The sequence below is a fragment of the Pseudomonas sp. LS_2 genome (genome assembly GCF_042709235.1).
In the GTDB taxonomy this organism is placed as follows: Bacteria; Pseudomonadota; Gammaproteobacteria; order Pseudomonadales; family Pseudomonadaceae; genus Aquipseudomonas.
Window position 1 is genome coordinate 1 of the sequence record NZ_JAVAYC010000020.1, and the last position, 25,500, is coordinate 25,500.

A 25,500-nucleotide genomic window follows, 5' to 3' on the forward strand; every position below is an offset into this window, starting at 1 on the left:
TGCGCCGATCGCTGAACACCAGCAACATGTAGCGGCTGCGGTTGAGGGCGGCGGTGGGAATGGCGCGGACGATGGCGAACGGCTGGCCGGAGTCGTGGATCACTTCATTGACCGTGGCCACAGGGTAGCCGGCGGGGAAACGCTGGCCCATCCCCGAGCTGACCAGCAGGTCGCCTTCCTTGATGTCGGCGGTGTCGGCCACGTGGCGCAGCTCCAGGCGCTCGGGGTTGCCGGTGCCACTGGCGATGGCGCGCAGGCCATTGCGGTTGACCTGCACAGGAATGCTGTGGGTGGTGTCGGTGAGCAGCAGTACGCGGGAGGTGTAGGGCATGAGCTCGACCACCTGGCCCATCAGGCCGCGGGCATCGAGCACCGGTTGGCCGAGAAACACGCCATCACGTTCGCCCTTGTTGATCAGGATGCGATGGGTGAACGGGTTGGGGTCGACGCCGATCAGTTCGGCCACCTCGACCTTCTCGTTGACCAGCGCCGACGAGTTGAGCAGCTCGCGCAGACGTACGTTCTGCTCGGTCAGGGCTGCCAGCTTTTGCAGGCGCCCTTGAAGCAGCAAGGCCTCGGTCTTGAGTTTCTCGTTCTCGGCGATCAGTTCGGTGCGGCTGCCGAACTGCCCGGCCACGCCCTGCCAGGCACGCTGCGGCAAGTCGGTGACCCAATAGGATTGCATCAGCACCAGGCCCATCTGGCTGCGTACCGGCTTGAGCACGTCGAAGCGCGAGTCGACCACCATCAGCGCGACCGACAGCACCACCAGCACGAGCAGACGAACGCCCAGCGAAGGGCCCTTGGAGAAAAGCGGTTTAATGGGCCGTTCCTCGTCGACGACGTTTCAGGGGGTCATTGGACATGGGGCAATGCACCGATTCGCCTGCGGGTAGATGGAAAAGGCGCCCGAATGGGCGCCAGCCAGCACATACAGGTAGCACCGCAAGGGCCACCTGTAAACCGCGCATGCCTGCACCTGCGCGTGGAATCACTCGCTGGAGAGCAGGTCCATGGCGTGCTTGTCCATCATTTCCAGCGCACGGCCACCACCACGGGCGACGCAGGTGAGCGGGTCTTCGGCGACGATCACCGGCAGGCCGGTTTCCTGGGCAAGCAGTTTGTCCAGGTCGCGCAGCAGCGCACCGCCACCGGTCAGCACCAGGCCGCGCTCGGCGATATCGGAGGCCAGCTCCGGCGGCGATTGCTCCAGGGCGCTCTTGACCGCCTGGACGATGGTCGCCAGCGACTCCTGCAGGGCCTCGAGGACCTCGTTGGAGTTCAGGGTGAAGGCACGCGGTACGCCTTCGGCCAGGTTGCGGCCACGCACGTCGACTTCACGGACTTCACCACCTGGGTAGGCGGTGCCGATTTCCTGCTTGATGCGCTCGGCGGTGGATTCGCCGATCAGGCTGCCGTAGTTACGGCGCACGTAGGTGACGATGGCTTCGTCGAAGCGGTCGCCCCCGACCCGTACGGATTCGGCATAGACCACGCCGTTCAGCGAGATCAGCGCGATTTCGGTGGTGCCGCCACCGATATCGACGACCATCGAGCCGCGCGCCTCTTCGACTGGCAGGCCGGCACCGATGGCAGCGGCCATCGGCTCTTCGATCAGGAACACTTCGCGGGCACCGGCACCGAGGGCCGATTCACGAATGGCGCGGCGCTCGACCTGGGTCGATTTGCACGGCACGCAGATCAGCACGCGAGGGCTGGGCTGCAGGAAGCTGTTTTCGTGCACCTTGTTGATGAAGTACTGCAGCATCTTCTCGCAGACGCTGAAGTCGGCGATCACGCCGTCTTTCATCGGACGAATGGCGGCGATGTTGCCAGGCGTACGGCCCAGCATGCGTTTGGCCTCGGTACCGACTGCCACGACGCTTTTCTGGTTGCCGTGGGTACGAATGGCAACGACCGAGGGCTCATTCAGGACGATACCGCGCTCACGCACGTAGATAAGGGTGTTGGCAGTACCCAGGTCGATGGACAGATCGCTGGAAAACATGCCACGCAGTTTCTTGAACATGGGAAAGTGACCCTGGGGAAAGCGTGGGTAAAAAAGTGCGGCAAACTCTAACAATGGCAGGGATTTTGGGCAAGGAGCCAATATGTTAAATTGGCAGTTTTTCCGAGCACGCCTGCCGATGATCGCGGCCGTATGACCGCCAGAAGCCCGGCATGTTCCTGATCACGGCCCTAATCCGTTTTTTGTTTCCCTGGAGATCCCCCATGGCGCTTCAACGCTCCGACGTGGAAAAGATCGCCCATCTGGCCCGCCTGGGCCTGAATGAAGGCGAGCTGCCACGCATTACCGATGCCTTGAACAGTATTCTCGGGCTGGTCGACCAGATGCAAGCTGTCGACACCGACGGCATCGAGCCCCTGGCCCACCCCTTGGAAGCCACCCAGCGCCTGCGCCCCGACCAGGTCACCGAAAGCAACCAGCGCGATCGCTACCAGGCCGTCGCACCCTCGACCGAAAGTGGTCTGTACCTGGTTCCGAAAGTCATCGAGTAAGGGATAAAGCCTGCCATGCATCAATTGACCCTGGCCGAGATCGCCCGCGGGCTCGCCGACAAGTCCTTCTCCTCCGAAGAGCTGACCGGCGACCTGCTGTCGCGCATCAAGAGACTCGACCCGCAAATCAATAGCTTCATCAGCATCACCGAGGAACAGGCCGTGCAACAGGCCCGCGCCGCCGACGCCCGTCGCGCCGCAGGCGAGTCCGGCACGCTGCTGGGCGCGCCGATCGCCCACAAGGACCTGTTCTGCACCAGCGGCATCCGTACCAGCTGCGGCTCGAAGATGCTCGACAACTTCAAGGCGCCCTACGACGCCACCGTGGTCGCCAAGCTGGCCGAAGTCGGCATGGTCAGCCTCGGCAAGACCAACATGGACGAATTCGCCATGGGCTCGGCCAACGAGTCCAGCCACTACGGCGCGGTGAAGAACCCATGGAACCTCGAGCACGTCCCGGGCGGTTCGTCCGGCGGCTCGGCCGCTGCCGTGGCCGCGCGCCTGCTGCCCGCCGCCACCGGCACCGACACCGGCGGCTCGATCCGCCAACCGGCGGCGCTGACCAACCTCACCGGTCTCAAGCCCACCTACGGCCGCGTGTCGCGCTGGGGCATGATCGCCTACGCCTCCAGCCTCGACCAGGGTGGCCCGCTGGCCCGTACCGCCGAAGACTGCGCCCTGCTGCTGCAAGGCATGGCCGGCTTCGACGCCAAGGACTCCACCAGCGTCGACGAGCCGGTGCCGGACTACTCCGCCAACCTCAATGCCTCGCTGCAAGGCCTGCGCATCGGCGTGCCGAAGGAGTTCTTCGGCGCCGGCCTCGACCCACGCATCGCCGAACTGGTCCAGTCCAGCGTCAGGGAGCTGGAAAAACTCGGTGCGGTGGTCAGGGAAATCAGCCTGCCGAACATGCAGCACGCCATTCCGGCGTACTACGTGATCGCCCCGGCCGAGGCCTCCTCGAACCTGTCGCGCTTCGACGGTGTGCGCTTCGGCTATCGCTGCGAAGAGCCGAAGGACCTCACCGACCTGTACAAGCGCTCCCGCGGCGAAGGCTTCGGCACCGAAGTACAGAGGCGCATCATGGTCGGCACCTATGCCCTGTCGGCCGGCTACTACGATGCCTACTACCTCAAGGCGCAAAAAATCCGCCGCCTGATCAAGAACGACTTCATGGCCGCCTTCGAAGGCGTCGACCTGATCCTCGGCCCGACCACGCCGAACCCGGCCTGGAAACTCGGCGCCAAGAGCAGCGACCCCGTCGCCGCCTACCTGGAAGACGTCTACACCATCACCGCCAACCTGGCGGGCCTGCCGGGCCTGTCGATGCCAGCCGGCTTCGTCGATGGCCTGCCGGTCGGCGTGCAACTGCTGGCCCCGTACTTCCAGGAAGGCCGCCTGCTCAACGTCGCGCACCGCTACCAGCAAGTCACCGACTGGCACACCCGCGCCCCTAACGGCTTCTGAGGAATTCACACATGCAATGGGAAGTTGTGATCGGGCTGGAGATTCATACCCAGCTCGCCACCCAGTCGAAGATCTTCTCCGGCAGCGCCACCACCTTCGGCTCCGAGCCGAACACCCAGGCCAGCCTGGTCGACCTTGGCATGCCCGGCGTGCTGCCGGTGCTGAACCAGGAAGCCGTGCGCATGGCGTGCATGTTCGGCCTGGCGATCAACGCCGAGATCGGCCCGCGCAACGTGTTCGCGCGCAAGAACTACTTCTACCCGGACCTGCCCAAGGGCTACCAGATCAGCCAGATGGAGCTGCCGATCGTCGGCAAGGGCTACCTGGACATCGCCTTGGAAGACGGCACCATCAAGCGCATCGGCGTTACCCGTGCGCACCTTGAGGAAGACGCCGGCAAGAGCCTGCACGAAGACTTCAGCGGCGCCACCGGCATCGACCTGAACCGTGCCGGCACCCCGCTGCTGGAGATCGTCTCCGAGCCTGACATGCGCAGCGCCAAGGAAGCCGTGGCCTACGTCAAGTCGATCCACGCCCTGGTGCGCTACCTGGGCATCTGCGACGGCAACATGGCCGAAGGCTCGCTGCGTTGCGACTGCAACGTGTCGGTACGCCCGAAAGGCCAGACCGAGTTCGGCACCCGCTGCGAGATCAAGAACGTCAACTCGTTCCGCTTCATCGAGAAGGCGATCAACTACGAGATCCAGCGTCAGATCGAGCTGATCGAGGATGGCGGCAAGGTGGTCCAGGAAACGCGCCTGTACGACCCGAACAAGGACCAGACCCGCTCGATGCGCAGCAAGGAGGAAGCCAACGACTACCGTTACTTCCCCGACCCGGACCTGCTGCCGGTGGTCATCGAGCAGAGCTTCCTCGACAGCGTGCGCGCAGGCCTGCCGGAGCTGCCGCAACAGAAGGTCGAGCGCTTCCAGAGCCAGTACGGCCTGTCGGCCTACGACGCCAACGTGCTGGCGGCCAGCCGCGAGCAGGCCGACTACTTCGAAGAAGTGGTGAAGATCGGTGGCGATGCCAAGCTGGCCGCCAACTGGGTGATGGTCGAGTTGGGCAGCCTGCTGAACAAGCTGGGCGTGGAGATCGACCAGTCGCCGGTGAGCGCTGAATTGCTCGGCGGCATGTTGCTGCGCATTCGCGACAACACCATCAGCGGCAAGATCGCCAAGACCGTGTTCGAAGCCATGGCCGCCGGTGAAGGCACCGCCGACAGCATCATCGAAAGCCGCGGCCTCAAGCAGGTCACCGATACCGGTGCGATCGACAGGATGCTTGACGAGATGCTCGCCGCCAACGCCGAGCAGGTCGAACAGTACCGCGCCGCCGATGAAGCGAAGCGCGGCAAGATGTTCGGCTTCTTCGTCGGCCAGGCCATGAAGGCGTCCAAGGGCAAGGCCAACCCGGGGCAGGTGAACCAATTGCTCAAGGCCAAGCTCGAAGGGTGACGGTTTTACCCCTGTAGACCGGCGAGGGCTTCGCCCTCGTTCGCGGGTAAACCCGCTCCCACAGGTATTGCGCTGCTCGATGAGACGCTGCGGTACTTGTAGGAGCGGGTTTACCCGCGAAGGGCCGCCAAGCGGCCCCGAATGGGCAGCCCTGGAGTACTCGCCTTGATCAAGCGTTCCCTGACCACCCTCGCGCTCTTCTCCCTCCTGGCCGGCTGCGCCAGCCACGACATCGACCCAACCGGCTACGACCAGACCGGCGTCGCCTCCTATTACGGCGCTCGCCACCACGGCAAGCGCACCGCCAGCGGCGAACCGTTCAACCAGCACGGTCTTACCGCCGCCCACCGCAGCCTGCCATTCGGCACCCGTGTCGTGGTCACCAACCTCAACAACCAGCGCAGCGTGGTGGTCCGCATCAACGACCGCGGCCCGCACATTCGCGGCCGACTGATCGACCTTTCCCGCGCGGCGGCAGAAAAAATCGGCATGCTCCGTAGCGGAACGGCGCGCGTCCGGGTACAAGGTCTGAGCGACTGACCCTAGCGGAGCCTCCACCATTTTCGACTTGGCCACCCTCCCCACCTTCAGCCTCCTGCAACTGGGCTTCGGCCTGGTACTGCTGGTCATCGGCGCCGAGCTGCTGGTGCGCGCAGCCCTGCGCCTGGCCGCACGCCTGCATGTGCGGCCACTGATCATCGGCCTGAGCCTGGTGGCGCTGGGCAGTACCGCGCCGCAACTGACCGTCAGCTTGCAGGCCGCCTACCTGGGCGCACCCGACGTGGCGGTGGGTAGTGTGATCGGCAGCAATATCTTCAACGTCCTGGTCATCCTGGGCCTCGCGGCACTGATCATTCCCTTGCGGGTATCCCGCCAACTGGTACGCCTGGACATCCCGCTGATGATCGCCGCCAGCGTGCTGGTGTACCTGCTGGCGGCCAACGGCGAGCTGGGCCGACTGGAGGGCGCGCTGCTACTGGCAGGCCTGGTCGGCTATCTGGTGATGCTCTGGCACCAGTCGCGTCACTATGCGCGCACATACCCCACCCCCGAGGCAGTGTCCATCAACCCCACTCGCTTCTGGAGCAAGACGCTGACCCAGGCGTTGCTGGGCTTGCTCCTGTTGAGCCTGGCCGGCCACCTGCTGCTGGAAGCGGCGGTGGAAGTAGCGACCGACCTGGGGCTTTCGGAGCGCGTCATCGGCCTTACCGTGGTCGCCGTGTGTACCTCGTTGCCAGAGCTCGCAACTGCGCTGATCGCAGCCTTGCGCGCAGAGCGGGAAATCGCCGTGGGCACGGTGATCGGCAGCAACCTGTTCAACCTGCTCGCCGTGCTGGGCCTGACCGCGCTGGTTACCCCGCAGCCGCTGTCGATCTCGCCCAACGCACTGGCATTCGACCTCCCAGTGATGCTCGGCGTGGCCGCCTTGAGTCTGCCGGTGTTCTATTCCGGCTACCGGGTCACCAGGGCGGAGGGCCTGGTGTTCCTGTGCCTGTACCTGGCCTACGGCCTGCACATCGTTGCGTTCACCACCGGCATGCCGCTGGCAGGCCGCCTGGAGCAGCTCATGCTGTTCTACGTCTTGCCGGTACTGGCGCTGGTCTTGCTGTACACCACCGTGCGTGCCTGGCGCCGCCAACATTGAGGAAGCAACATGGCTGATATCGACAAGCAGAACGGTGAGCGAGTCCGCCGCCAGGTGATGGGCGATGCCTTCGTCGACCGCGCCTTGGGCAATGCCACCGAATTCACCCAGCCGCTGCAGGATTTCGTCAACGAGCACGCCTGGGGCAGCGTCTGGTCTCGCGAGGGTTTGCCGTTGAAGACCCGCAGCCTGATCACCCTGGCTGCGCTGACCGCGCTGAAATGCCCGCAGGAGCTCAAGGGCCATGTGCGTGGCGCGTTGAACAATGGCTGCACGGTGGAGGAAATTCGCGAGGCGCTGTTGCATTGCGCGGTGTACGCGGGCGTGCCGGCAGCGATCGATGCATTCCGTGCGGCGCAGGAAGTGATCGACAGCTACCAGGCCTGAAACCGCGCCGCCCCTTTCCCGGGCCAGCCCGCTCCTACAGGGGTTTTGCAATGCCTGCAGGAGCGGGCTTGCCCGCGAAAGGGGCGGCGCATCGGCCGCAGGTCAAGCCGTGGTCTGACGCTTCTTCTTCAAACGGAAGGCTACCCAAAGCACCGCGATCCACAGCGGAATCAGCATCACCGAGATGCGCACCGGCGGCGTCAGGTACATCACCACCAGGATCAGCACGATGAACGCCAGGCACAGGTAGTTGGTGAAAGGGTGCCCCCAGCTCTTGTAGAACGGGGCGATACCCGCCGTCAGCTTGGCCTTGCGGAACTTCAGGTGGGTGATGCTGATGCTCGCCCAGTTGATCACCAGCGCCGACACCGCCAGGGCCATCAACAGGCCGAAGGCCTCGCCCGGCATCAGGTAGTTGATGACCACGCACAGGCCGGTCGCCAGTGCCGAGACACCCAGCGCCACCAGCGGCACGCCGCGACGGCTGACCTTGAGCAGCTGGCGCGGTGCATCGCCCTGGCTGGCCAGGCCGAACAGCATGCGGCTGTTGGCGTAGACGCAGCTGTTGTAGACCGACAGCGCTGCCGTCAGCACCACGATGTTGAGCACCGTGGCCACCAGGCTGCTATCCAGTTCATGGAAGATCATCACGAACGGGCTGCCGCCCTGCACCACCTTCTGCCAGGGGTACAGCGACAGCAGCACGGCCAGGGCGCCGATGTAGAAGATCAGGATGCGGTAGACCACCTGATTGGTGGCCTTGGGGATGCTCTGGCGTGGGTTCTGCGCCTCGGCCGCGGTGATACCCACCAGCTCCAGGCCGCCGAACGAGAACATGATCACCGCCATGGCCATGACCAGGCCGGCCACGCCATTGGGGAAGAACCCGCCATGCTGCCACAGATTCGCCACGCTGGCCTCGGGGCCGCCCTGGCCGCTGCCGAGCAGCCAGGCGCCGAAGACGATCATGCTGACGATGGCGACCACCTTGACCAGCGAGAACCAGAACTCCATCTCGCCATACACCTTCACCTGGGTCAGGTTGATGGCGTTGATCACCACGAAGAAGATCGCCGCCGTCGCCCAGGTGGGAAAATCCGGCCACCAGTACTGCACGTAGATGCCCACGGCGGTCAGTTCGGCCATGCCTACCAGCACATAGACCACCCAGTAGTTCCAGCCCGAGACGAAGCCTGCGAACTCGCTCCAGTAGTGGTGGGCGAAGTGGCTGAAGCTGCCGGCGACCGGCTCCTCGACCACCATTTCACCCAGCTGGCGCATGATGAAGAAGGCCATCAGGCCGGCGATGGCGTAGCCCAGCAGGATCGCCGGTCCAGCCAGCTGGATGGTCTGGGCTACGCCCAGGAACAGGCCGGTGCCGATGGCCCCGCCCAGCGCGATCAGCTGGATATGACGGTTTTTCAGCCCGCGCTGTAGACGCTCGGGCGTGCTCTGGTCTTGCATGAAGTGTCCTTTAGCTCAAGGAGGCAGTGTTATTGGAATAGTGGGTCGCCAGCATCTAGATCCATCCGCCCCACTGCAAGATGAAGATGCCGATATTGGTGGTGAGCGCCGCCATCAGCGTGGTGATCACGATGATCGACGCCGCCAGCTCGTGGTTGCCGTTCGCCGCCCTCGCCATCACATAGCTGGCCGCCGCGGTCGGGCTACCGATGTAGAGAAACAGAATCCCCAGCTCCGCCCCGCGAAACCCGCACAGCCAAGCCCCAAAAGTACCCAGCAGGGGCATCCAGACCATTTTCACCAGGCTCACATCGACAGCCAGCTTGCCGCTGTCGCGCAACGCTGCCAGCGACAAGGTGCCGCCGATGCAGATCAACGCCAGGGGCAGGGTCATCTGCGCCAGGTAGTCGCCGGAGGTCAGCAGCCAGTTGGGCAACGGCACCTGGCCGTAGGCCATGGGCGTGGCGACCAGCACGCTGATGATCAACGGGTTGCTGAAGATGCTCTTGCAGATGCTCCAGGGGTCGGACTTCAAGCTTGGGCTGTAGACCGCCAGCACCACGGCGGACAGCGAGTTGTACAACAGGATCACCAACCCGGCCAGCACCGCCCCAAGGGATATACCGTAGTCGCCGTACAAACTGGCCGCCAAGGCCAGGCCGATCACGCCATTGTTTCCGCGAAAAGCGCCCTGGGCGTAGATACCCCGGTCTTCAAGCGGGCAACGCCATATCGCCAGGCCCCAGGCCATGGCAAAGCCGACCACGGTGGCGGCGGTGAAGTAGAGGATGACGCCGGGTTTGACCGCCGAAGACAGGTCGGCGTGATAGATGCCGAGGAACAACAGCGCCGGCATGCACACGTTGAACACCAGCGAGGAGGCGACCCGGTTGAAGTTGTCGTCGATCAGCCCTATGCGCTTGAGCAGGATGCCCATGAACAGCATGGCGAACACCGGAGCCGTGATATTCAGCGTCTGGATGAGAAGAGCGAGCATTGCGCGCGATCCTGGGGGTGGTTGCCGTTAGGGAGCTAATGATACGCCAGTGGCAAGGGGTTGCGCGTGGTTGGAGCCAGGAAAACGGTGGTGGCCTCTCGCGGGTAAACCCGCTCCCACAGGATTCTCCGTTGCCCTTGAGTGCGACGCAGTACCTGTGGGAGCGGGTTTACCCGCGAAGAGGCCACCACCAATCTGGGAGCTTGCCGCCGTTCAGCGCCGCACCGGCCGCTTCTGCAACTTGCGCTGCAAGGTCCGGCGATGCATTCCCAGCGCCCGCGCGGTAGCCGAGATATTGCCCTCGTGCTCGTTGAGCACACGCTGGATATGCTCCCACTGCAAGCGGTCAACCGACATCGGGTTTTCCGGCACCAGGGTATCGAGGTCGGCATGCTCGGACAGTAGCGCCGCCAGCACATCGTCGGCGTCGGCCGGCTTGCACAGGTAGTTGCAGGCGCCGCGCTTGATCGCTTCCACTGCCGTGGCGATGCTCGAATAGCCGGTGAGGATCAGCACGCGCATCTCCGGGTCCAGCTCCAGCAGCTTGGGCAGCAGCACCAGGCCCGAGTCGCCGTCCATCTTGAGGTCGAGCGTGGCATAGTCGGGCAGGTCCTGCTGCGCCAGTACCAGCCCTTCCTCGGCGCTCGACGCGGTACTCACGCGGAAACCACGGCGGCTCATGGCGCGGGCCATGACGCGGGTGAAGGTGGCATCGTCGTCCACCAGCAGCAGGTGCGGCAGTTCTTCGCCTTCGACCTGGTTCTCTTCGCTCATCGTTCTTCTCCTCGCGTGCCACGGGGCAGTCGCAGTTCGGTCAGGGTGCCGCCCTGCTCATGACTATAGAGTTTCACCGAGCCGCCTGCGCGGGTCACGCTGGCCTTGCTCAGGAACAGGCCCAGGCCGAAGCCTTTGCCCTTGGTGGTAAAGAATGGCTTGCCGATAGCCTCGGCGATGGCCACCGGCACGCCGGGGCCATGGTCGCGGATACTGATCAGGATGTCCTGGGCGTCCCAGTCCAGGCGCACCTCCAGGTCGTCCGGGCAGGCATCGGCGGCATTGTTCAGCAGGTTCAGCAGGGCCTGGGTCAGGTCCGGCGGCGGTGTCAGCCTTGGCACAGTACCGTCGCGCAGGCGCTGGAAACGGTAGCTGGCTTCGGGGCGCATCAGGTGCCAGCGGTTGAGCGCCTCGTCGAGCCAGGCGGTGACGTCCTGCTCCTGCAGGTTCATGCGCCGGTTGGCCTCGGCGGCGCGTACCAGCTGTTGCAGGGTTTCCTTGCACAGCTTGACCTGGTCCTGCAGTACCTGGAGATCCTCCTGCAACTGCGGGTCCGCGTGGTCCTGGCGCATCTCGTTGAGCAGCACGCTCATGGTCGCCAAGGGCGTGCCCAGCTCATGGGCGGCGCCGGCGGCCTGGGTGGCCACGGCCAGAAGTTGCTCATCGCGCAGGCTGTCTTCGCGACGCTCGGCGCGCAGCTGCTCTTGGCGGCGCAGCTCCTCGGCCATGCGCGCGGCGAAGAAGGTGATGACCGCCGCGGCCAGGGCGATGCTCAGCCACATGCCGTACACCTGCATCTTGTCCCGCGCCATCGGCAGCGTCTCGAGCGGGTAGAACTGCACCAGCAGCAGGCTGTAGGCCGCCAGGGCAATGCCCGATAGCACCAGCGAATAGAGCCATGGCAGGGTCACCGCGGCGATCGCCAGCGGCACCAGGTAATAGGAGACGAAGGGGTTGGTCGAGCCGCCGGAGTAGTACAGCAAGGCGCTGTGGATCAACAGGTCGCAGGCCAGTTGGAAGGCGTATTCCAGTTCGGTGACCGGCAGCGACAGGCGCAGACGCAGGGCGGTGAAGGCGCACAACAGCGACGACAGCGCCAGGGTGGCGACCAGCGACAGCCAGGGCAGCGGCAGCAGTTCGGTCCAGTAGGCAACGCCCACGGAGCCGGCCTGGGCGGCCAGCACCAGGATGCGGATGACGGTCAGGCGCCAGAGGTTCTGGCGGGTAGCGGACAACGGATGTGCGGCGGCGAGCATGAGCTCTCCCGGTCAGTGCTGCAAAAAAACGCCTGGAGTATACCCAAGCCGGGAACCTCGCTGTAGCAATGCGGCAAAGCGCCACAGTTTGTAACAGCTCAATGATGGCACTGTTGAACCCACTACACTGTTTCCGGTCTCATCGGCCATGCGTGGAACGGACGTCCACTCCACGCGTTCATTCAAGGAGTCATACATGCAAATTTCCCGTCACGGCGCCGCCCTGGTCCTTTCCTGTGGCCTACTCACCAGCCTGTCGGCCTTGGCCGCCGACGAGCCACGCTACAACCAGGTGTCGCTGCGTGCCGAGGTCAGCAAGGAAGTGGCACGCGACCTGATGGTGGTGACCCTGTACAGCGAAGCGCAGAACACCGACCCGGGCAAGCTCGCCAAGCAGATCACCGAGACCATGAACAAGGCCGTGCAGCAGGCCCGTGAGGTCAAGGACGTGAAGATCAGCCAGGGCAGCCGCAACAGCTATCCGATCTACGACACCAAGGGCCAGAAGATCACTGGCTGGCGCGAGCGCGCCGAGCTGCGCCTGGAAAGCGCCGACTTCCCGGCCCTGTCCAAGCTCACCGGCGAGCTGCTGAGCGACCTGAAGATGGGCGGCATGGACTTCTCCATCGCCCCTGCCACCCGCAAGGCCAGCGAAGACGAGCTGCTCAAGGATGCGGTCAACGCCTTCAAGGCCCGTGCCCAGCTGGCTACCGAAGCATTGGGCGGCAAGGGCTACAAGGTAGTCAGCCTTAACCTCAACAGCAGCGGCTACCCACGCCCGTACCTGCGCAGCGCGCCGATGGCGATGAAGGCCATGGGTGCCGACGAGGCTGCGCCGTCGCCGGACATCGAAGCCGGTACCAGCGAAGTCAGCATGAATGCAGACGGCCTGATCGAAGTACAGATGCAGTAACCCCTCCGCCGTCGGGTGACGCCCGTTGAAAGCGTCATCCGATGGCACTTGGCCTCATCTGGCCACCCGCCTGCTATCCATTTGGATAGGTCACGTGCACCGAATTAGCGCAATTATTGACCTCATTTGCCTCGTAATATTGCGCAAAAGAAGTTTTATTGACGCACGCAAACGTTCAACAAGCGTCAAATTTACATCAATGCGACATTGATGTACGTCCGTGCCACCTTTTAGGTGCCGCCTATCCCTTCGAGTGTTGCATTGGGTACACCCCCTGCATAAGTATCCGCAGGTCGGCTCACGAGGCCACCTCAAACCAAAAATGACAACAATGAGGCCACAATGCTCAAACACGCAGTCATTCCGTTCCTGGTCGGCGCAGGCTTGCTCGCCGGCGCGCCCTTCGCCCTCGCCGCCCCCTCCAACCTGGTGTTCTGCTCCGAAGGCAGCCCGGCCGGCTTCGACCCAGGGCAATACACCACCGGAACCGACTTCGACGCCTCGGCCGAAACCATGTTCAACCGCCTGACCCAGTTCGAACGCGGCGGCACCGCCGTGGTCCCGGGCCTGGCAACCAAATGGGACGTGGCCGACGACGGCAAGACCTACACGTTCCACCTGCGCGAAGGCGTGAAGTTCCACACCACCGACTACTTCAAGCCAAGCCGCGAATTCAACGCCGACGACGTGCTGTTCACCTTCAACCGCATGCTCGACAAGGACATGCCGTTCCGCAAGGCGTACCCCACCGAATTCCCGTACTTCACCGACATGGGCATGGACAAGAACATCGCCAAGGTCGAGAAGGTCGATGACCACACCGTGCGTTTCACCCTTAACGAAGTAGACGCCGCGTTCATCCAGAACCTGGCCATGAGCTTCGCCTCGATCCAGTCCGCCGAGTACGCCGAGCAGTTGCTCAAGCAGAACAAGGCCGCCGACATCAACCAGAAGCCGATCGGTACCGGCCCGTTCGTGTTCAGCAAGTACCAGAAGGACGCGCAAATCCGCTTCAAGGGCAACAAGGACTACTGGAAGCCCGACGACGTGAAGATCGACAACCTGATCTTCGCCATCAGCACCGATGCCTCCGTACGCATGCAGAAGCTGAAGAAGAACGAGTGCCAGGTCACCCTGTTCCCGCGTCCGGCGGACATCCAGCCGCTCAAGTCCGACCCGAAGCTGCAGATGCCTGACCAGGCCGGCTTCAACCTGGGCTACATCGCCTACAACGTGATGGACAAGATCAAGGGCAGCAACGAGCCCAACCCGATGGCCCAGCTGAAGGTGCGCCAGGCACTGGACATGGCCGTCGACAAGAAGAAGATCATCGAGACCGTGTACCAGGGTGCAGGCCAGCTGGCGGTCAACGCCATGCCGCCGACCCAGTGGTCCTACGACACCAGCATCAAGGATGCACCGTTCGACCCTGAGAAAGCCAAGCAGCTGCTCAAGGAAGCAGGCGTCAAGGAAGGCACCGAGATCGACCTGTGGGCCATGCCGGTACAGCGCCCCTACAACCCCAATGCCAAGCTCATGGCCGAAATGCTCCAGGCCGACTGGGCCAAGGTGGGGATCAAGGCCAAGATCGTCAGCTTCGAATGGGGCGAGTACATCAAGCGCTCCAAGGGCGGTGAGAACGGCGCCATGCTGATTGGCTGGAGCGGTGACAACGGTGACCCGGACAACTGGCTGGGCACCCTGTTCGGCTGCGATGCGCTGGCCGGCAACAACTTCTCCAAGTGGTGCTACAAGCCCTATGACGACCTGATCAAGCAGGCCAAGGCCACCTCCGACCAGGCCAAGCGCACCGAGCTGTACAAGCAGGCGCAGCACATCCTCAAGGAGCAGGTGCCGATGACCCCTATCGCCCACTCCACGGTCTACCAACCGATGAGCGCCAAGGTGAAGGACTTCAAGATCAGCCCGTTCGGCCTGAATTCCTTCTATGGGGTAAGCGTGGAGAAATGACGAACATCGTCGCCCTGTTGGCGTTAAACCCGACAGGGCGATGATATTCCCGCAGAAGTAGTAGGAAATTTCTCTGGCTCAGCCGGAAATCTCCCTCGCCAACAGAAGCCTTTCGAACCTGTCAGCCGCATCCTGGCGCACCTATCGTCAGGAACGGCCTTCTGTTGCCGCGATTCGAGCTTCGTACCCCATAAACGGACAAAGGAATTGCCATGCACCACCTGACCTTGCTATCCGCTGTACTCGGCCTGGGCCTGCTGGCCAACGCTCCGCTGACGATGGCCAAGAGCCTGGTGTTCTGCTCCGAAGGCAGCCCGGCCGGCTTCGACACCGCTCAGTTCACCGCCGCCACCGACAACGACGCCGCCGAGCCTATCTACAACCGCCTGGTGGAGTTCGAACGCGGCGGTACCGCCGTGCAACCTGGCCTGGCCGAGAAATGGGAGGTGGCCGACGACGGCCTGAGCTACACCTTCCACCTGCGCGAAGGTGTGAAGTTCCACGCCAACAAGACGTTCAAGCCGAGCCGCGAGTTCAACGCCGACGACGTGTTGTTCACCTTCCAGCGCATGCTCGACCGCAACCACCCGTTCCGCCTGGCCTATCCGACCGAGTTTCCCTACTTCGTCAGCATGGGCCTGGACAAGAACATCAAGTCGATCGAAAAGCTCTCTCCGCTGACCGTGAAATTCACCCTGAACAACGTCGATGCCGCGTTCATCCAGAACCTGGCCATGAGCTTCGCCTCGATACTCTCGGCCGAGTACGCCGAACACTTGCTCAAGGCAGGCAATGCCAGTGACATCAACCAGCTACCGATCGGCACCGGCCCGTTCGTGTTCCAGCGCTACCAGAAGGATTCGCAGATTCGCTACAAGGGCAACAAGGAGTATTGGGCCCCTGGCAGAGTGAAACTGGAGAACCTGGTGTTCTCCATCAACGTCGACCCCTCGGTGCGCATCCAGAAACTGCGTCGCGACGAGTGCCAGGTGACCCTCAACCCGCGCCCGGCCGACCTGCCTGCGCTCAAGCAGGACAAGAAGCTCAACGTGATGGAGCAGGCCGGCTTCAACCTCGGCTACATCTCCTACAACACCGAGCGCGCGCCGTTCAACCAGTTGTCGGTACGCCAGGCACTGGACATGGCGGTGAACAAGGACGCAATCATCAGCGCCGTGTATCAGGGCGCCGGGCAGAAGGCGGTAAACGCCATGCCGCCGACCCAGTGGTCCTATGACACCACCATCAAGGACGCCGCCTACAACCCCGACAAAGCCAAGCAAATGCTCAAGGAAGCTGGCGTCAAGGAAGGCACCGAGATCACCCTGTGGGCCATGCCGGTACAGCGCCCCTATAACCCCAACGCCAAGCTCATGGCCGAGATGCTGCAATCGGACTGGAACAAGCTGGGCTTGAAGGTGCGCATCGTCAGCTACGAATGGGGCGAGTACCTCAAGCGCATGAAAACCGGCGAGCACGACATCGCCCTGATCGGCTGGACCGGCGACAACGGTGACCCGGACAACTGGCTGGGTACCCTGTTCGGCTGCGCCGCCATTGGCAGCAACAACTATTCCCGCTGGTGCGACACCGAGTACGACGCGTTGGTCCTCAAAGCCAAGCAAGTGTCCGACCCCGAGCAACGCACCACGCTCTACAAACAGGCACAACAGCGTCTCAAGCAACAGGTGCCGATCACCCCGGTTGCCCATTCCACCGTCAACCAACCGATCAGTGCCAAGGTACAGGACTTCAAGGTCAGCCCCTTCGGCCGCAACGTCTTCTCGGAAGTCAGCGTCGACTGAACCTGTCTCGCTGGCCGGGCATGCTCCTGAGCATGCCCGCGCTGGCGTGCAGCCCGAATTTGCCCAAAGGAACCCGGGCAAACCTTTGCAACACCGTGTTAACCGCCATACGCCCAGCCCTCGATGCCGGGTGATAACTAAAAAAAAGCCGTAAGGGAGCTACAACCTTGAGACAGTACAAAATCACCGCACTGGCGTTGTCGATCGGCGCGTTCTCGGCCATGGCCCACGCTGACCCCGTGAGCCAGGACTTCTTCCCGCTGAGCCTGAAATCCGGCAGCGAGCAGGCCGAAGCCACCGGTTTCTTCGACGGCCAGAGCCTGTCGGGTACCACCCGCAACTGGTACGCCCGCGAACGCGCCACCCGCGCACCGCTGTGGCGCTACTACAAGAGCGACGGCGTGACCCGCCGCGCCACCCACAGCCGCGACAACTGGGTGCAGGGCACCATCCTCAACTACAGCTCCGGCTTCACCCAGGGCACCGTGGGCTTCGCCACCGAAGTCGCGGTATTCAATGCCCTGGCCCTCGAGCGTGGTCGCGCCGCCATCGCCGGCCCGAACAACCGCACCCTGACCCACAGCGACGGCGAGCCGGTCGACCAGTGGAGCAAGGCAGGCCTGGCCAACGTCAAGGCGCGGATTTCCAACACCACCCTGACCGTCGGCCGCCAATCGCTGGACACCCCGATGCTCGCCTACATCGGCAACCGTGCGCTGCCGTCGACCTTCCAGGGTGCGGCCCTGCACAGCGCCGAGTTCGAGAACCTGTCGTTCGACTTCGCCAGCTTCGACCGCGTGTCGCCGCGTAGCGAACAGAGCCTGAGCAAGTTCCGCAGCGAATACAGCGCCACGGGCGTGGAAACCGACCGCGCCAGCACCGCCGGCGTGAACTACCAGCCGTTCAAGAGCCTCACCACCAGCCTGTACGCCACCAAGGTCGACGACTTCTGGAACCAGTACTACTTCGGCGCCAACCACGTGCTGGGCGACAGCGCGGTGCTGAGCCTGACCACCGGTCTCAACTACTACAAGACCGTGGAGGAAGGCAGCAAGAAGATGGGTGAGATCGACAACGACACCTACAGCCTGTCGTTCGGCCTGACCCACCAGGGCCACACCCTGAGCGCCTCGTGGCAGCAAGTGAACGGCAACGAGTACTTCGACTACCTGCACGAGACCAACGGCATCTACCTGGCCAACTCCCTGCTGTCGGACTTCAACGGCCCGAACGAGAAATCCCTGCAGATCTCCTACGTGCTGAACATGGCCCCATACGGTGTGCCTGGCCTGAAGTTCAACCTGTACAACGCCCGCGGCTGGGGCATCGACGGTACTCACTACCGTGGCACTGCCTACGACGTGAACGGCATGGACGGCGAAACCCACTACGAGTGGGGCATCGGCACCACCTACGCAGTGCAGAGCGGCGCGCTGAAGGACACCACCATCCGCGCCACCTACACCGCCCACCGTGCCAGCAAGGCCCAGGCCGATGGCAGCCTGGACGAGCTGCGTATCGTCACCACCATTCCGTTCAACATCCTCTGACCGTATGACGCCACGGCCTGCGCGCATCGCGGGCCGTGGCGTCTACGCTGGAACATTCAGCGCAGGGAGGTTCCATGACATCGCTACCGCTACGTGCTGCCATTGCAGCAGTCATATTCGGCGCCACGTCCCATGTCGCGGCAAAGCCACTGGTGGTGTGTACCGAGGCCAGCCCCGAAGGCTTCGACATCGTCCAGTACACCACGGGGGTCACCGCCGACGCCTCGGCCGAAACCGTGTTCAACCGCCTGGTCGACTTCAAGCCCGGCACCACCGAGATCCAGCCGGCCCTGGCACAAAGCTGGGAAATCAGCGCCGACGGCCTGACCTACACCTTCCACCTGCGTGAAGGCGTGAAATTCCACACCACCGACTACTTCAAGCCCACCCGCGCGTTCAACGCCGACGACGTGCTGTGGAGCCTGAACCGCCAGTTACTCAAGAACCATCCGTGGCACGACAAGACCAGCGTCGGCTACCCCTATTTCGAGAGCATGGCCTTCCAGGACCTGCTCAAGTCGGTGGAAAAAACCGACGATCACACCGTGGTCATCACCTTGACCCGCCCGGAGGCGCCATTCCTGCGTAACCTGGCCATGGCCTTTACCTCGATCTACTCGGCCGAGTACGGCGACCAGTTGCTCAAGGCCGGCAAGACCGGCGAGCTCAACAGCAAGCCGATCGGTACCGGGCCGTTCATCTTCCAGCGTTACAGCAAGGACGCCCAGGTTCGCTACAAGCCCAACCCGGACTACTTCCGTGGCAAGCCGCCGAGTGACGGGCTGATTTTCGCCATCACCCCGGACAACAACGTTCGCTTGCAGAAGCTGCGCGCCAACGAATGCCAGGTGGCGCTGTACCCCAAGCCTGACGACGTGCCATCGATCAAGGCCGACCCGAAGCTGAAGATCGCCGAGATGGAAGCCCTGATCACCAGCTACATCGCCATGAACACCCAGCACAAGTACCTGAGCGATGTGCGCGTGCGTCAAGCCATCGACATTGCCTTCGACCGCCAGACCCACGTCGATCAACTGTTTGGCAAAGGCAACGCACTGGTCGGCATCAACCCCTATCCGCCAAGCATGATCGGTTTCAACACCGAGAACCGTAATCCGCCCCGCGACCTCGACAAGGCCCGTGCCCTGCTCAAGCAAGCCGGTGTGCCGGAAGGCACCACCATCACCCTGTTCACCCGTAACAATGGCGGCCAGACCAACCCCAACCCGCGCATGTCCGCCGAGTTGCTGCAACAGGACCTGGCCAGGATCGGCCTCAAGCTCGACATCCGTGTCATGGAGTGGGCCGAGATGCTGCGCCGCGCCAAGAACGGCGAAGCCGACCTGGTGTCGGCGGGTTGGGCGGGCGACAACGGCGACCCGGACAACTTCCTCACCCCGATGCTCAGCTGCGATGCGGCGAAAACCGGCGAGAACTATGCTCGCTGGTGCAACTCTGATTTCCAGAAGTTGATCACCGAGGCCCGCCGGGTCAGCGACAACGATGAACGCGCCAAGCTCTATCGCCAGGCCCTGGCGGTGTACGATGCAGAAAAACCGTGGATCAGCCTGGCGCACCCCAAGCTGTTCGCGGCCATGCGCAGCAACGTTGAGGGTTACCAGATCAACCCTCTGACCAATAACAACTTCGCCACTACCCAGGTGAAGTAGAGAAAAACAACGACCGCCGAGCGCACGGGCCACGAGCCCGGCATCGGCGGCACTGCCTTGACCGGCTGATGAGGTACCTCCAACGATGTTGAGTTTTATTGCCCGACGCCTGGGCCTGTTGATACCGACCTTCTTCGGCATCACCTTGCTGACCTTTGCGCTCATACGCCTGATCCCCGGTGACCCGGTGGAAGTGATGATGGGCGAACGCAGGGTAGACCCGGAAATGCACGCCCAGGCCATGGAACGCCTCGGCCTTAACAAACCCTTGCCGGCCCAGTACCTGGACTACATCGGCAAGCTCGCCCAAGGCGACCTGGGTGAATCGCTGCGTACCCGCGAAAGCGTGTGGAACGAATTCCTCACCCTGTTTCCCGCCACCCTGGAACTGGCCTTCGCCGCCCTGCTGTTTGCCGGCATCGTCGGCCTGCTGGCCGGGGTGATCGCCGCCCTCAAGCGTGGCTCGCTGTTCGACCACGGGGTGATGGGCGTTTCCCTGGCCGGCTACTCCATGCCGATCTTCTGGTGGGGCCTGATCCTTATCATGTTCTTCTCCGTAAGCCTGGGCTGGACCCCGGTTTCCGGGCGCATCGACCTGCTCTACGACATCGAGCCGAAAACCGGCTTCATGCTCATCGACACCTTGCTCAGCGACGAGGAAGGCGCGTTCAAGGACGCGGTGATGCACCTGATCCTGCCGGCCATCGTGCTCGGCACCATCCCGCTGGCGGTGATCGCCCGCATGACCCGTTCCTCGATGCTCGAAGTGCTGCGCGAGGACTACATCCGCACCGCCCGCGCCAAGGGCCTGTCGCCGGCCCGCGTGGTCTTCGTGCACGGCCTGCGCAACGCGCTGATTCCGGTGCTGACGGTGTTCGGCCTGCAGGTCGGCACCTTGCTGGCCGGTGCGGTACTCACCGAGACCATCTTTTCCTGGCCGGGCATCGGCAAGTGGCTGATCGAAGCCATCGGCGCCCGTGACTACCCCGTGGTCCAGAACGGCATCCTGTTGATCGCCTGCCTGGTGATCCTGGTCAACTTCGTCGTGGATATCCTCTACGGCCTGGCCAACCCACGCATCCGTCATCAGCGCTGAGGTCTTCGCCATGACAAGCCCTGTTCCCAATGCTGTAACCCAGGCCCCGGTGGCCGACCAAAGCCTGCTCTACCCCTCCCCGTACAAAGAGTTCTGGCACGCCTTCTCGCGCAACAAAGGCGCGGTGGCAGGCCTGGCCTTCATGGTGGTGATCGTGTTCTGCGCGCTGTTCGCCCCGTGGGTGGCGCCGCACAACCCGAGCGAGCAATACCGCGACTTCCTGCTCACCCCGCCAGTGTGGCTCGAAGGTGGCACCTGGCAGTTCATCCTCGGCACCGACGAGCTGGGCCGCGACCTGCTGTCGCGCCTGATCCAGGGTGCGCGACTGTCGCTGCTGATCGGCCTGTCGTCGGTGGTGATGTCGCTGATTCCCGGCATCCTGCTGGGCTTGTTCGCCGGGTTCTTCCCGCGCCTGCTCGGCCCCTCGATCATGCGCCTGATGGACGTGATGCTGGCCCTGCCTTCGCTACTGCTGGCCGTGGCCATCGTCGCCATCCTCGGCCCTGGCCTGATCAACACCGTGATCGCCATTGCCGTGGTCTCGCTGCCCTCCTACGTGCGCCTGACCCGCGCCGCGGTGATGGGCGAGCTGAACCGCGACTACGTGACCGCCGCGCGCCTGGCCGGTGCCGGCCTGCCACGGCTGATGTTCGTCACCGTGCTGCCCAACTGCATGGCACCACTGATCGTGCAGGCAACCCTGAGCTTCTCCTCGGCGATCCTCGATGCCGCTGCCCTGGGCTTCCTCGGCCTTGGCGTGCAGCCGCCAACGCCGGAGTGGGGCACCATGCTGGCCTCGGCCCGCGACTACATCGAACGTGCCTGGTGGGTGGTGAGCCTGCCTGGCCTGACCATCTTGCTCAGTGTGCTGGCAATCAACCTGATGGGCGACGGGCTGCGCGATGCGCTGGACCCGAAACTCAAGAACGCCGCCTGAGGAGAACGCCATGTCACTGTTGCAGATCAACAACCTGAACGTGCGCTTCGGCGACGCCAACGCCGTGCCGGTGGTCGACGGCCTGGACCTGTCGGTGGATGCCGGCGAGATCCTGGCCATCGTCGGCGAGTCCGGCTCCGGCAAGTCGGTGACCATGATGGCCCTGATGGGCCTGATCGACGCCCCCGGGCGCATCACCGCCGACGTGCTCAATTTCGACGGCACCGACATGCTCAAGCTCAGCGGCCGCCAGCGTCGCAAAGTGGTGGGCAAGGACATCGCCATGGTCTTCCAGGACCCGATGACCGCCCTGAACCCCAGCTACACCGTGGGCTACCAGATCGAGGAAGTGCTGCGCCAGCACCTGGGCCTGAAGGGCAAGGCTGCCCGTCAACGCGCCCTCGAGCTGCTCAAGAAAGTGGAAATTCCGGCCGCCGAAAGCCGCCTGGACGCCTACCCGCACCAGCTCTCCGGCGGCATGAGCCAGCGCGTGGCGATCGCCATGGCCATTGCTGGCGAACCCAAGCTGCTGATCGCCGACGAACCGACCACCGCGCTGGACGTGACCATCCAGGCGCAGATCATGGAACTGCTGGTGAACCTGCAGAAAGAACGCAACATGGCGCTCATCCTGATCACCCACGACCTGGCCGTGGTCGCCGAAACCGCCAAGCGCGTGTGCGTGATGTACGCCGGCCAAGCCGTGGAAGTGGGCCAGGTGCCGGAGCTGTTCGACATTCCCGCGCACCCGTACAGCGAAGCGCTGCTGGCGGCGATTCCCGAGCACAGCATCGGTGCCGAGCGCCTGGCGACCTTGCCCGGCATCGTGCCGGGCCGCTACGACCGCCCGCAGGGTTGCCTGCTGTCGCCGCGCTGCCCGTACGTGCAGGACAACTGCCGCCGACAGCGCCCGGCCCTCGATCCCCAGGCCCATAGCCTGGTGCGTTGCTTCTACCCGTTGAACCAGGAGGTGGCGTGATGACTGTCGTTCTGTCCGCCCGTGAACTGACCCGTCACTACGAAGTCTCCCGCGGCCTGTTCAAGGGCCATGCACTGGTACGCGCGCTCAATGGCGTGTCGTTCGAGCTGGAGGCCGGGAAAACCCTGGCCGTGGTCGGCGAGTCTGGCTGCGGCAAATCCACCCTGGCCCGCGCCCTGACGCTGATCGAAGAGCCCTCTTCCGGTTCGCTGCAAATCGCCGGGCACGAGGTGAAAGGCGCCGACAAGGCCCAGCGCAAGCAGCTGCGTCGCGATGTGCAGATGGTCTTCCAGAGCCCCTACGCGTCGCTCAACCCACGCCAGAAGATCGGCGACCAGTTGGCCGAACCGCTGCTGATCAACACCTCGCTGAGCAAGGCCGAGCGCCGCGAGAAAGTGCAGAAGATGATGCAGCAGGTGGGCCTGCGCCCTGAGCACTACCAGCGTTACCCCCACATGTTCTCCGGGGGGCAGCGCCAGCGTATCGCCCTGGCCCGGGCGATGATGCTGCAACCGAAGGTGCTGGTGGCCGATGAGCCGACCTCGGCGTTGGACGTGTCGATCCAGGCGCAGGTGCTGAACCTGTTCATGGATTTGCAAAAAGAGTTCAACACCGCCTATGTGTTCATCTCCCATAACCTGGCGGTGGTGCGTCATGTCGCCGACCAGGTGCTGGTGATGTACCTGGGCCGCCCGGCGGAAATGGGGCCCAAGGAAGACATCTACGAGAAACCCCTGCACCCGTACACCCAGGCGCTGCTGTCGGCGACCCCGGCGATCCACCCGGACCCGCTCAAGCCGAAGATCCGCATCGCCGGTGAACTGCCCAACCCGCTCAACCCGCCCGATGGCTGCGCCTTCCACAAGCGCTGCCCGTATGCCACCGAGCGTTGCGCCAAGGAAATTCCGGCGCTGCGTGCGGTGGGGACGCGGCAGGTGGCGTGTCATTACGCCGAGCAGTTTCTCTAGTTCGGCGTAAAAAGCTTCGCGGGTAAACCCGCTCCCACAGATGCCGCGCAGTCCTTGAGAACGGCGCAGTACCTGTGGGAGCGGGTTTACCCGCGAAGAAGCCACTGCGTTGTATGGCCGGGGCCTAGCCCCGACCAACTGGCTTTACCCCAGAATAATTGGTCTGGCCTTACCAAGGTTGGCCGCCAATTCGGCGCGAGTCTGCCGCTCCTGCTTCCACGCCGGTTGCCCCGGCGCGTTACGCCACGACTCACTCAGCGGGCTGTGGTCGACCGCATCGAAGCCAAACTGGTCGTACAGCCGTGTAACCAACGCCACCGCCTCGGGATAGTCGCTGGAAACCGACAACGCCAAACGCTCCGGGGAACCGGCAGGCCTGCCCCACAGGTTGATGCGCGGCGCCTGGATATGGGTGAAGGCCTTGACCACCTTGGACGTGGGCAGGTGCTCCTGGCGCAACTCGTGCACAGTCTTCTCGCCCGAGTCGACCATCGGGTAATGGCCGTCGCGCCAGATCATGTAGTTGTTGGTATCGATCACCACCTTCCCAGCCAGCGCCTCGACGGGCATGTCGTTGGCCAACTTCAGCGCCACCGCTACCACCACGAAATCCCCGGCAGCAGCGGCTTCGACAGCAGTTGCAGCATGGGCGGCCGGGCCAAGCTCGGCAATCAGAGCAGCCAGTGTTTCAGGGCCGCGCGAGTTGGCGATGACCACGTCATAGCCACAGGCGATGGCCGCGCGAGCGACCTCGCTGCCGACCTCGCCCGCACCGATGATGCCGATGACGGCCATCAGATACCCAGGCCACCGGCCACGTCGATCACACCACCGGTGGTGTAGCCGCCGTTCGGGCCAACCAGGAAGCTGACAGTAGCGGCCACTTCTTCGAGGGTGGCGATACGGCGGATAGGGTGCAGGTCGAGCAAGGGCGCAGGCACACCATCGCCCAGCACTTCTGCGGCCATGTCGGTGGGCATCACACCCGGCTGGACGACATTGACCGTGATATTGCGGCCACCCAGGTCACGCGCCACACCTTTGGCGTAACCAATGAGCGCCGCCTTGGTGCCCGCGTAGTCTGCAGCGCCAGGGAACGGCAGGCGGGTACCCAGCAACGAGCCGATGTAAATGATGCGGCCACCGTCAGAAATCACAGGCGCCACAGCACGGGTGGTGGCGACTGTACCCAACACGTTGACCTGCCACTGACGGTCGAGGTTGACGACGTCCAGTTGCGGGTCGTCGACGGTCTTGCCCTGTACCGCGATGGCCGCGTTGGCCACCAGGATGTCGAGCTTGCCGAAGTGCGCCAGCACCTGCTCGACCAGCGGTTTTGCCGCAGCGGTTTCGCCCTGGTCGCTCTGGATGGCGATAGCACGAACGCCCTTGGCCTTGAGGGTTTCGACAACGGCCTCGGCCTTCTCGGCAGATGCCACGTAGCTGATCGCAACATCAGCGCCTTGCTTTGCGAACGCCTGCGCAATGACCGCTCCCAAGCCGCGCGATCCACCGGTAACCAGCGCCACTTTGCCCGACAATGCCTTCTGCATGAAAAACCTCATGATGGATGATTACCCCCTCTTCGAGCGGGCACGTTTATTTATGTATCGAACGACATACTAATAAACTGTATGAGGGCGA

Annotated in this window: 23 protein-coding genes; 15 read left to right on the plus strand and 8 right to left on the minus strand. The window is 63.6% G+C overall.

From position 1 onward, the window contains the following. On the minus strand, window positions 1–775 hold a 775-nt coding region (gene mreC, locus RAC97_RS17585), incomplete at its 3' end, for a rod shape-determining protein MreC (protein ID WP_379671499.1). Between the two features lie 216 nt (window positions 776–991). Then, window positions 992–2,029 (minus strand): rod shape-determining protein MreB, encoded by a 1,038-nt coding sequence (gene mreB / locus RAC97_RS17590; RefSeq protein ID WP_003255163.1) that lies wholly within the window; start codon window positions 2,027–2,029, stop codon window positions 992–994. A gap of 203 nt (window positions 2,030–2,232) precedes the next feature. Here mreB and gatC point away from each other — a divergent pair, with 203 nt between their 5' ends. The 6 genes from gatC to RAC97_RS17620 all read left to right on the plus strand — a co-directional run bounded on the left by gatC (window position 2,233) and on the right by RAC97_RS17620 (window position 7,476). Further along, the gene (gatC, locus tag RAC97_RS17595; RefSeq protein WP_375099785.1) at window positions 2,233–2,520 is read left to right on the plus strand and encodes an Asp-tRNA(Asn)/Glu-tRNA(Gln) amidotransferase subunit GatC; all 288 of its coding nucleotides are present in this window, start codon (window positions 2,233–2,235) and stop codon (window positions 2,518–2,520) included. Window positions 2,521–2,535: 15 nt separating this feature from the next. Then, a complete protein-coding gene (gene gatA, locus RAC97_RS17600) occupies window positions 2,536–3,987 on the plus strand; it encodes an Asp-tRNA(Asn)/Glu-tRNA(Gln) amidotransferase subunit GatA (RefSeq protein ID WP_375099786.1) in 1,452 nt (483 codons plus the stop codon). A gap of 11 nt (window positions 3,988–3,998) precedes the next feature. Then, window positions 3,999–5,444, plus strand: a complete 1,446-nt coding sequence (gene gatB / locus RAC97_RS17605; RefSeq protein ID WP_375099788.1) for an Asp-tRNA(Asn)/Glu-tRNA(Gln) amidotransferase subunit GatB — start codon at window positions 3,999–4,001, stop codon at window positions 5,442–5,444. Window positions 5,445–5,609: 165 nt separating this feature from the next. After that, window positions 5,610–5,984 (plus strand): septal ring lytic transglycosylase RlpA family protein, encoded by a 375-nt coding sequence (locus RAC97_RS17610; RefSeq protein WP_375099790.1) that lies wholly within the window; start codon window positions 5,610–5,612, stop codon window positions 5,982–5,984. A 61-nt stretch (window positions 5,985–6,045) separates the two neighbouring features. Further along, the gene (locus RAC97_RS17615; protein ID WP_375099862.1) at window positions 6,046–7,089 is read left to right on the plus strand and encodes a calcium/sodium antiporter; all 1,044 of its coding nucleotides are present in this window, start codon (window positions 6,046–6,048) and stop codon (window positions 7,087–7,089) included. Window positions 7,090–7,098: 9 nt separating this feature from the next. Beyond that, entirely contained in the window at window positions 7,099–7,476 is a 378-nt protein-coding gene (locus RAC97_RS17620; protein WP_375099793.1) for a carboxymuconolactone decarboxylase family protein, read from the plus strand. A 102-nt stretch (window positions 7,477–7,578) separates the two neighbouring features. Here RAC97_RS17620 and RAC97_RS17625 read toward each other — a convergent pair whose 3' ends face one another. The 4 genes from RAC97_RS17625 to RAC97_RS17640 all read right to left on the minus strand — a co-directional run bounded on the left by RAC97_RS17625 (window position 7,579) and on the right by RAC97_RS17640 (window position 11,967). Beyond that, the gene (locus tag RAC97_RS17625; protein ID WP_375099794.1) at window positions 7,579–8,940 is read right to left on the minus strand and encodes an amino acid permease; all 1,362 of its coding nucleotides are present in this window, start codon (window positions 8,938–8,940) and stop codon (window positions 7,579–7,581) included. A 55-nt stretch (window positions 8,941–8,995) separates the two neighbouring features. Then, entirely contained in the window at window positions 8,996–9,937 is a 942-nt protein-coding gene (locus RAC97_RS17630) for an AEC family transporter (protein ID WP_375099795.1), read from the minus strand. 213 nt (window positions 9,938–10,150) lie between these two features. Then, on the minus strand, window positions 10,151–10,711 hold the full coding sequence (locus tag RAC97_RS17635; protein ID WP_375099796.1) for a response regulator transcription factor: 561 nt from the start codon (window positions 10,709–10,711) through the stop codon (window positions 10,151–10,153). Further along, window positions 10,708–11,967 (minus strand): ATP-binding protein, encoded by a 1,260-nt coding sequence (locus RAC97_RS17640; protein ID WP_375099797.1) that lies wholly within the window; start codon window positions 11,965–11,967, stop codon window positions 10,708–10,710. The genes RAC97_RS17635 and RAC97_RS17640 overlap by 4 nt, the downstream gene beginning before the upstream one ends. A 196-nt stretch (window positions 11,968–12,163) precedes the next feature. Here RAC97_RS17640 and RAC97_RS17645 point away from each other — a divergent pair, with 196 nt between their 5' ends. From RAC97_RS17645 to RAC97_RS17685, 9 genes are all read left to right on the plus strand, one after another. Next, on the plus strand, window positions 12,164–12,880 hold the full coding sequence (locus RAC97_RS17645; protein ID WP_375099798.1) for an SIMPL domain-containing protein: 717 nt from the start codon (window positions 12,164–12,166) through the stop codon (window positions 12,878–12,880). A 342-nt stretch (window positions 12,881–13,222) separates the two neighbouring features. Further along, the gene (locus RAC97_RS17650) at window positions 13,223–14,851 is read left to right on the plus strand and encodes an ABC transporter substrate-binding protein (protein WP_375099799.1); all 1,629 of its coding nucleotides are present in this window, start codon (window positions 13,223–13,225) and stop codon (window positions 14,849–14,851) included. A gap of 212 nt (window positions 14,852–15,063) precedes the next feature. Continuing rightward, the gene (locus tag RAC97_RS17655; protein WP_375099800.1) at window positions 15,064–16,656 is read left to right on the plus strand and encodes an ABC transporter substrate-binding protein; all 1,593 of its coding nucleotides are present in this window, start codon (window positions 15,064–15,066) and stop codon (window positions 16,654–16,656) included. A gap of 221 nt (window positions 16,657–16,877) precedes the next feature. Continuing rightward, on the plus strand, window positions 16,878–18,206 hold the full coding sequence (locus RAC97_RS17660; RefSeq protein WP_375099863.1) for an OprD family porin: 1,329 nt from the start codon (window positions 16,878–16,880) through the stop codon (window positions 18,204–18,206). A 74-nt stretch (window positions 18,207–18,280) separates the two neighbouring features. Then, complete coding sequence (locus tag RAC97_RS17665) at window positions 18,281–19,876, plus strand: ABC transporter substrate-binding protein (RefSeq protein WP_375099801.1); 1,596 nt, start codon at window positions 18,281–18,283, stop codon at window positions 19,874–19,876. Between the two features lie 85 nt (window positions 19,877–19,961). Then, a complete protein-coding gene (locus RAC97_RS17670; RefSeq protein ID WP_375099802.1) occupies window positions 19,962–20,972 on the plus strand; it encodes an ABC transporter permease subunit in 1,011 nt (336 codons plus the stop codon). A 10-nt stretch (window positions 20,973–20,982) separates the two neighbouring features. Further along, the gene (locus tag RAC97_RS17675; RefSeq protein WP_375099803.1) at window positions 20,983–21,909 is read left to right on the plus strand and encodes an ABC transporter permease subunit; all 927 of its coding nucleotides are present in this window, start codon (window positions 20,983–20,985) and stop codon (window positions 21,907–21,909) included. Between the two features lie 10 nt (window positions 21,910–21,919). Further along, window positions 21,920–22,888 (plus strand): ABC transporter ATP-binding protein, encoded by a 969-nt coding sequence (locus tag RAC97_RS17680; RefSeq protein WP_375099804.1) that lies wholly within the window; start codon window positions 21,920–21,922, stop codon window positions 22,886–22,888. Then, window positions 22,888–23,856 (plus strand): peptide ABC transporter ATP-binding protein, encoded by a 969-nt coding sequence (locus RAC97_RS17685; protein WP_375099805.1) that lies wholly within the window; start codon window positions 22,888–22,890, stop codon window positions 23,854–23,856. Before RAC97_RS17680 ends, RAC97_RS17685 begins: the two co-directional genes overlap by 1 nt. 144 nt (window positions 23,857–24,000) lie before the next feature. On the opposite strand, the gene RAC97_RS17690 is transcribed toward RAC97_RS17685, so the two are convergent. Both RAC97_RS17690 and RAC97_RS17695 read right to left on the minus strand, forming a co-directional pair. Then, window positions 24,001–24,651 carry an NADPH-dependent F420 reductase gene (locus RAC97_RS17690; protein ID WP_375099806.1) on the minus strand — a complete coding sequence of 217 codons (651 nt, stop codon included), beginning with the start codon at window positions 24,649–24,651 and terminating at the stop codon, window positions 24,001–24,003. Beyond that, window positions 24,651–25,409, minus strand: coding sequence for an SDR family NAD(P)-dependent oxidoreductase (locus RAC97_RS17695; RefSeq protein ID WP_375099807.1), 759 nt, complete (start codon window positions 25,407–25,409; stop codon window positions 24,651–24,653). The genes RAC97_RS17690 and RAC97_RS17695 overlap by 1 nt, the downstream gene beginning before the upstream one ends. Window positions 25,410–25,500: the final 91 nt, after the last annotated feature.